General features: G+C 65.2%; 6 protein-coding genes, 1 pseudogene and 1 riboswitch. Of the genes and pseudogenes, 5 read left to right on the plus strand and 2 right to left on the minus strand.

Features of this window, described 5'->3' with window-relative positions:
* The 3 genes from E1809_RS26015 to E1809_RS26025 all read left to right on the plus strand — a co-directional run.
* On the plus strand, window positions 1-265 hold a 265-nt coding region (locus E1809_RS26015), incomplete at its 5' end, for an IS30 family transposase (RefSeq protein WP_133203353.1).
* A 121-nt stretch (window positions 266-386) separates the two neighbouring features.
* Entirely contained in the window at window positions 387-1,265 is an 879-nt protein-coding gene (locus E1809_RS26020; protein WP_235835785.1) for an IclR family transcriptional regulator, read from the plus strand.
* Between the two features lie 32 nt (window positions 1,266-1,297).
* Window positions 1,298-1,714, plus strand: a complete 417-nt coding sequence (locus E1809_RS26025; RefSeq protein ID WP_133207110.1) for a helix-turn-helix domain-containing protein — start codon at window positions 1,298-1,300, stop codon at window positions 1,712-1,714.
* A 2-nt stretch (window positions 1,715-1,716) separates the two neighbouring features.
* Here the strand turns inward: E1809_RS26025 and E1809_RS26030 are convergent, their stop codons facing one another.
* Window positions 1,717-2,817, minus strand: a complete 1,101-nt coding sequence (locus tag E1809_RS26030; RefSeq protein WP_133207111.1) for an ATP-dependent DNA ligase — start codon at window positions 2,815-2,817, stop codon at window positions 1,717-1,719.
* 165 nt (window positions 2,818-2,982) lie between these two features.
* Window positions 2,983-3,128: riboswitch (cyclic di-AMP (ydaO/yuaA leader) on the plus strand.
* A gap of 4 nt (window positions 3,129-3,132) precedes the next feature.
* On the opposite strand from E1809_RS26030, the gene E1809_RS26035 reads away from it, so the two are divergent.
* Window positions 3,133-4,320 carry a hypothetical protein gene (locus E1809_RS26035; protein WP_165962516.1) on the plus strand — a complete coding sequence of 396 codons (1,188 nt, stop codon included), beginning with the start codon at window positions 3,133-3,135 and terminating at the stop codon, window positions 4,318-4,320.
* 134 nt (window positions 4,321-4,454) lie between these two features.
* On the opposite strand, the gene E1809_RS26040 is transcribed toward E1809_RS26035, so the two are convergent.
* Complete coding sequence (locus E1809_RS26040) at window positions 4,455-5,480, minus strand: 6-phosphofructokinase (RefSeq protein ID WP_133207112.1); 1,026 nt, start codon at window positions 5,478-5,480, stop codon at window positions 4,455-4,457.
* Window positions 5,481-5,726: 246 nt separating this feature from the next.
* Here E1809_RS26040 and E1809_RS26045 point away from each other — a divergent pair.
* Window positions 5,727-6,365: pseudogene (locus tag E1809_RS26045) on the plus strand (transketolase); the annotation flags it as partial.

Genomic DNA, 6,365 nt, shown 5'->3' on the forward strand with positions numbered 1-6,365 from the left:
CTCCGAAATGGCCGGACACAAAGCCTTCACCATGGCCACCGACATGCAGGTCTACTTCTGCGACCCCGCTAGCCCCTGGCAACGCGGCTCGAACGAGAACACCAACGGCCTGCTGCGCCAATACTTCCCCAAAGGCACCGACCTGTCCGTCTACGGACCCGAAGACCTCGAACACGTCGCCCAGGAACTCAACGGCCGCCCACGCAAAACGCTCGACTGGAAAACCCCAGCCGAGCGCCTACGTGATTTACTACTAACCACCTAACCACCAAGTGTTGCAACGACCCCTAGAAACCGCCCTCGTTTTGAGGGGTGTCACCTGTACACAAACTCGAGGGGGTTGAGGTGGCTTTGAACGCCCCGTTCGTCAGTTGAAAGAGCATAGGATGGTTATCAACCACCAAGGCCGGCGTGCCTTGGGCGAACGCGAACCGGGAGCTTACATGGCAACGGAACCAGGGGCAGATACGCTGAGCGAATCGGCGGGCGAAGAGTCGACCCCCGATGAGGCCACAGACCTGACCAACAAGTCCGTCATCAAGGCCACGGTCATACTGAGCGAACTCGGACGCCATAAACAAGGCATCACTGTCACCGAACTGGCCCAGGCCGTGAAGATCACCCGGCCCACCGCGTTCCGCCTTCTCCTCAGCCTGGAGCAAACCGGCTTCGTGGACCGAGTGGACAATCGCTACACGCTTGGATGGGAGATGGCCCGGCTGGGCAGGCTCGCCGATCCCTACGCCGGGGCGGTGGCCAGGATCCAGCCCGTGCTCGACGAGTACGCCCGCAAACTCAACGAGACCGTGAGCTTCGCGATGGTCAGGGGCGATCTTGCCTACGACGTCATCGCGGAAGCCTCGGCCACCCGGTACCTGAACGTCTCGCTGTACGTTGGCGAGACGTACCCGATGCACGCGAGCGCCACGGGAAAGCTCCTCCTTGCCCAATTGAGCGACAACAGGATCGCCGAGGCACTGCCCGAGAAGCTGGAGAGGTACACGCCCAACACCATCACCAGCCGGAAAGCGCTCCTGCAGGAGTTGCAAAAGATCCGGGAACAGGGATACGCCGTCATCGACAACGAACTTGAGGAAGGCCTCTTCGTCGTCGCTGTCCCGGTCCACGACCTCGCAGGTTCCGTAGTGGGCGTTTTCACGGTCAACGGCCCTGTTCAGCGGCTGAAGTCTGATCAACTGCCGGATACCTTGGACCAACTGCAGCAGGGCGCCCGCGATATCTCGAAAGCGCTGGGTTTCGTCTAAAGCAAGGGTTCGTCTAAAGCTAGGCTTCTGCCATGGCATTGATAGCTCCCCGGGTGACGCCTGGCCTGCCCGCAGACGACGCACGGAACCTGGCCCGCGCCCTCCAGGACAGCGACGACGTCACTGTCTTCGTCGACGGCACGGTCCACCGGCTGCCGAACGAGGCGAGGGACGCCGTCGTCGACCTCCTTTCGCGGCTGGGCCGCGGCGAAGCGGTGACGGTGAGCAGCGTGGAGGAAATGCTCACGACGTCGAGGGCCGCCGAGCTCGCCGGAATATCGCACACCTATCTGCGCAACATGACCGATCGCGGCGAAATCCCCGTGGAATACCGCGGAACGCACCGGCGCATCCGGCTCGCGGACGTCATGGCATGGTTGGACAAACAAAAGCGTTCCCAGGAAGAGTCCGCGGCCTCGGTGAACCCGGACCAGGGACACGAAGAGTAGGGTCAACGCAGCGGCAGGATCTCCCCAAGGTCATAATCGGCTGATCCCTCCAACTGCGCGTAGGTGCAGCTTTGCGGCTCACGGTCCGGGCGCCAGCGGCGGAACTGGGTGGTATGCCGGAATCGGTCGCCTTCCATGAAGTCGTACGCCACCTCGACCACGAGTTCGGGCCGGAGAGGAACGAACGAAAAGTCCTTGCCGGCGCTCCACCGGCTGGGCCCGCCAGGCATCCGCGACGCGGGCGCTGAGCCGCCCGCCGCGGAACCGGACCCGCCGGAGGAGCCCGGCGTTGGGGAACCCCAATCTCCCCAAGGATGTTCGCCAAGCTCGGTCTGGTATGGCTCAAGTTCGACCACCAGGCTTTGGCGTCGCGCCATGGGAAAGGAAGCCACAACGCCCACGTGCTGCAGCCGGCCGGCGTCATCGTAGAGGCCCAGCAACATCGACCCAACCACCTTGGCCGTTTTGTGCCAGCGGAATCCCGCCACCACGCAATCCGCCGTCCGCTCGTGCTTCGTCTTGAACATGACCCGCTTGTTCGGCTGGTAGGTTCCGTCGAGCGGTTTGGATAGCACGCCGTCGAGCCCTGCTCCTTCAAGGAGCGTGAACCACTCCTGGGCCCGGCTCAATTCCTGGACGGCGGGCGTGACGAAAATAGGCGCCTTCGCCCCCGCCAGCGCGCCCTCGAGGGCGGCGCGCCGCTCGGCGAAGGGCCGGTCCATGAGGTTCTGCTCGTCCAACGCGAGGATGTCGAAGGCAATGAATGACGCCGGCGTGTTTTTCGCGAGCAGTCGCACCCGGCTCTCGGCCGGATGGATTCGCTGCTGAAGCCCTTCGAAGTCGAGGCGGGTGCCGGAGATCAGGACGATCTCGCCGTCGACCACGCATTTGGGCGGAAGGTTCAGGCGCAAGGCATCGACGAGCTCGGGGAAATACCTTGTCATGGGGCGTTCGTTGCGGCTGCCAAGGATAATCTCGTCGCCGTCTTTGAAAACGATTGTCCGGAAACCATCCCATTTCGGCTCGAAGTGCCCAACGTCCGGGATCGAGGGAACAGGCTTGGCGAGCATGGGCGGGATCGGCGGCATCACTGGCAGCTCCATACGACCCTGTTCTACCCGCATGCCGGCATGGAAAGCTAGCCTTGGGCGGATTTCAGTAACCATCCCGTTACCTAAATGTGACTTTGCCTCCAGCCTCCTGTACGGTCGAAGGGCGTTCCACTCCCCAACTGGGGCGCTTCCGGGCTGACGCCGAGCTCTGCCGCAACCCGGAATCCGTCAGACCCGCGGCAGAGACGGGGGACCCACAGTCTCCGGGCCCACCCTCCATGGGCCCTCGGGGTGAAGCCGCTCAGCGGCCGGACGGCCTCGTCCGAACCCGACAGCTAACCTCGCAGGCGTAGAGAGGCAAACACCATGTCCCCAACCATGGATCAGCCGCGCCGCGCCCAAAATTCGGCCGGACCCACCAAGCCAAGCGGTCGCCGTCGGGCCGAACCGCCCATTCCCGCGACTTCTCCGGAAAGTACGACGGCGGCACCTACCACGCGCGCGGCCGCCCGCGCCGCTGAGCGCAAGAGGGCTGCCGAAGCGAGCCAGGGTCCTGCCGTGTCCACCACGCCGGGACCCCCGACGGCGGCAATCCCCGTGGTGCCCGCGCGCCCGGCGCCGCTCCCGGCGGCAGAGCCCGCGACCGAAGCAGTACCCGCCCAGGAGGCGGAACCAGTGCCTGCCCAGGAGGCCGAGCCTGCCACCGCGGCCATCCCCACCGTCCCGGTGCCGCTCCCCGTGGCGGCGGCAGAATCTGCGACCGCTCCGGTCCGCAACAGCTTCGCCCCGGCGTCGTTCACGGGCTCGTCGTTCAGCAAGGAACCGCACGCAGTCCTGAAGAAGGCCGCGAACTTCAAGGCCATGAGCCAGCGGATGGCGGTAGTGGCGGGCGCCGTTGGCCTCGTCCTGACCGCGAGTTCGATCGGTCACGCGCTCGAGTTGCCGTTGTTCAATACGGATAGCCAGACCCAGGATTCCGGCGACACCGGAAACCAAAACTCCCCGGACTCCCAAAACTCAACGGGGGCCACAGTCCCGTCAACGGGCGCGAGCACCTCCCCCGGCGCGACGGCGACACCGACATCCCAGGCCACCAAGGCGGGTCAGTCCACCGAGGCGAACCATGCCGCACAAGGCTCCTCTTCCGGTAGCGGTTCGGAGCGGATAGCCACCCCGCCGATCCGCATCCAAGTCCCGGGCGTGACCCCGTCGGCACTTCCGCCGAGCCTTACGCCAGCCGTTCCCGCGGTACCGGCACCTGCCGTACCTGCCGTGCTGGCGCCCGCTGTTCCCGCACCCGCGCAACCGGTGGTCCCGAGCCCGACGCCTTCCGACCCCGGCACGTCCGGGCCGCGGTATCCGCAGCCGACGCCGAGCCCCACGGATCCTTCGACCTCCACTCCGGCGCCGAGCAATCCGGATTCCCCCGACACGCCCGGCCGGCCGAAGCCGCGGCCCTCGGACCAGAGCAGCATCGCCTCGACTCCGGCACCCACTGACTCCACCGACGGCTTGGCGTCAATCTTGAGCGCCGCGTCGGGAGCACTGCTATGAGGATGGGTTGGCATCGGCCGCACTCATCCGGTTGGCACGGCCGCGTCTGCAGGCATAGCCTCACCGCGACATTCCGACGCCGGCCGGCCGAGTGGCGCTGCCAGCTCAGGCCGCGTTACTGACAGGCAGCACTCCTAGCCGAAGAGGACCGTTGCTTCCTCATAGCGGTGCTGCGGAACGGTCTTGAGCTTGCCCAAGGCCGATTCAAAGGCAACATGCTCAATGTCGGTTCCCTTGAGGGAAACCATATTGCCCCAGCGGCCTTCGACCACGGAGTCGATGGCGGCCATGCCAAGGCGGGTGGCCAGGACCCGGTCGAAGGCGGAGGGGACGCCGCCGCGTTGGATGTGGCCCAGGATCGTGGCGCGGGTTTCGATGCCGGTGCGGGCCTCGATCTCGGGGGCGAGTTGGTCGGCGATGCCGCCGAGGCGGGGACGGCCGAAGGTGTCCAGGCCGCGTTCGGAGTGCGGTGCTTCCATGTGGTCCGGCACGAAGCCTTCGGCCACGACCACGAGCGGTGCGCGGCCGCGGTCGTGGGCTTCCTGGACCCACTTGGAGATCTGCTCGATGCCGACCTTTTGTTCCGGGATCAGGATTGCGTGGGCGCCTGACGCCATCCCGGCATGCAGTGCGATCCAGCCGACGTGGCGGCCCATGACTTCCGCGATCATGCAACGGTGATGTGATTCGCCCGTGGTGCGCAGCCGGTCGATGGCCTCGGTGGCGATCTGGACGGCGGTATCGAACCCGAAAGCGTAGTCGGTGGCGTCGAGGTCGTTGTCCACGGTCTTGGGCACGCCGACGATCTTCAGTCCGGCGTCGGTGAGCCGCTTCGCCGCAGCGAGCGTACCCTCCCCGCCGATCGCAATCATCGCGTCGATCCCCAGCCGGTCCATGTGGGCCTTGATAACGTCCGGGCCGCCGCCGTCCTCGAACGGGTTAGTGCGGGACGTACCCAGGATGGTGCCGCCCTGCTTGGCGATGCCGCGGACCATGGTCCGCGGAATATCGACGACGTCACCCTGCACTACACCACGCCAACCGTCACGGAATCCCACAAATTTCTGGCCGTGGACGGCGATGCCCTTAAGCACGGCACCGCGGATGACGGCGTTCAATCCGGGGCAGTCGCCACCGCTGGTAAGGATTCCAATTTTCATGATCGGCTCTATCTGGTTCGAAGTTAACAAAACCAGGGCACAACGCCCGGGGGCTGACAAACGACGATTGCGCCCATTTGGACAGTTTACCGACGGGTGAAATCCTCCGCACAGTCCTAAAGGGTAGTTAGAACCGTCAGAAAACAGTGTTACACCTACCCGTTTGTATCGAGATTATGGATGTCAACCGGAAAATACCCGTTCGGCCGATGTAGGCCGAAGACCCATTATCGAAGAGGACAAATCGTGAACCCGACAGCAAGCGCGACACTTGTCGCTGACAGCACCGCAACGCTCGACTGGACCAGCGTGGACCAGCGTGCCGTGGACACGGTGCGTGTTTTGGCCGCTGACGCGGTGGAGAAGGTCGGCAACGGCCACCCGGGCACGGCGATGAGCCTCGCCCCGGCCGCGTACCTGTTGTTCCAGAAGCTGATGCGCCACGACCCGAAGAACCCGGACTGGATCGGCCGTGACCGGTTCATCCTCTCCCCGGGGCACAGCTCCCTGACCCTGTACATCCAGTTGTTCCTGGCCGGCTACGGCCTGGAAATGTCCGACCTGGAAGCCCTGCGTACCTGGGGCGCGCTGACCCCGGGCCACCCGGAATACAAGCACACCGCGGGTGTGGAAATCACCACCGGCCCGCTGGGCCAGGGCCTGGCCTCCTCGGTCGGCTTCGCGTACTCCCAGCGCCGCCAGCGCGGCCTGTTCGACGCCGACGCCCCGGCCGGCACCTCCCCGTTCGACCACACGATCTGGGTCATCGCCTCCGACGGCGACCTGCAGGAAGGCGTGACCTCCGAAGCGTCCTCGCTGGCCGGTCACCAGGAACTGGGCAACCTCGTGGTGGTCTACGACGAGAACCACATCAGCATCGAAGAC

It is taken from the genome of Arthrobacter terricola, from assembly GCF_004354015.1.
Taxonomy (GTDB): Bacteria; Actinomycetota; Actinomycetes; order Actinomycetales; family Micrococcaceae; genus Arthrobacter; species Arthrobacter terricola.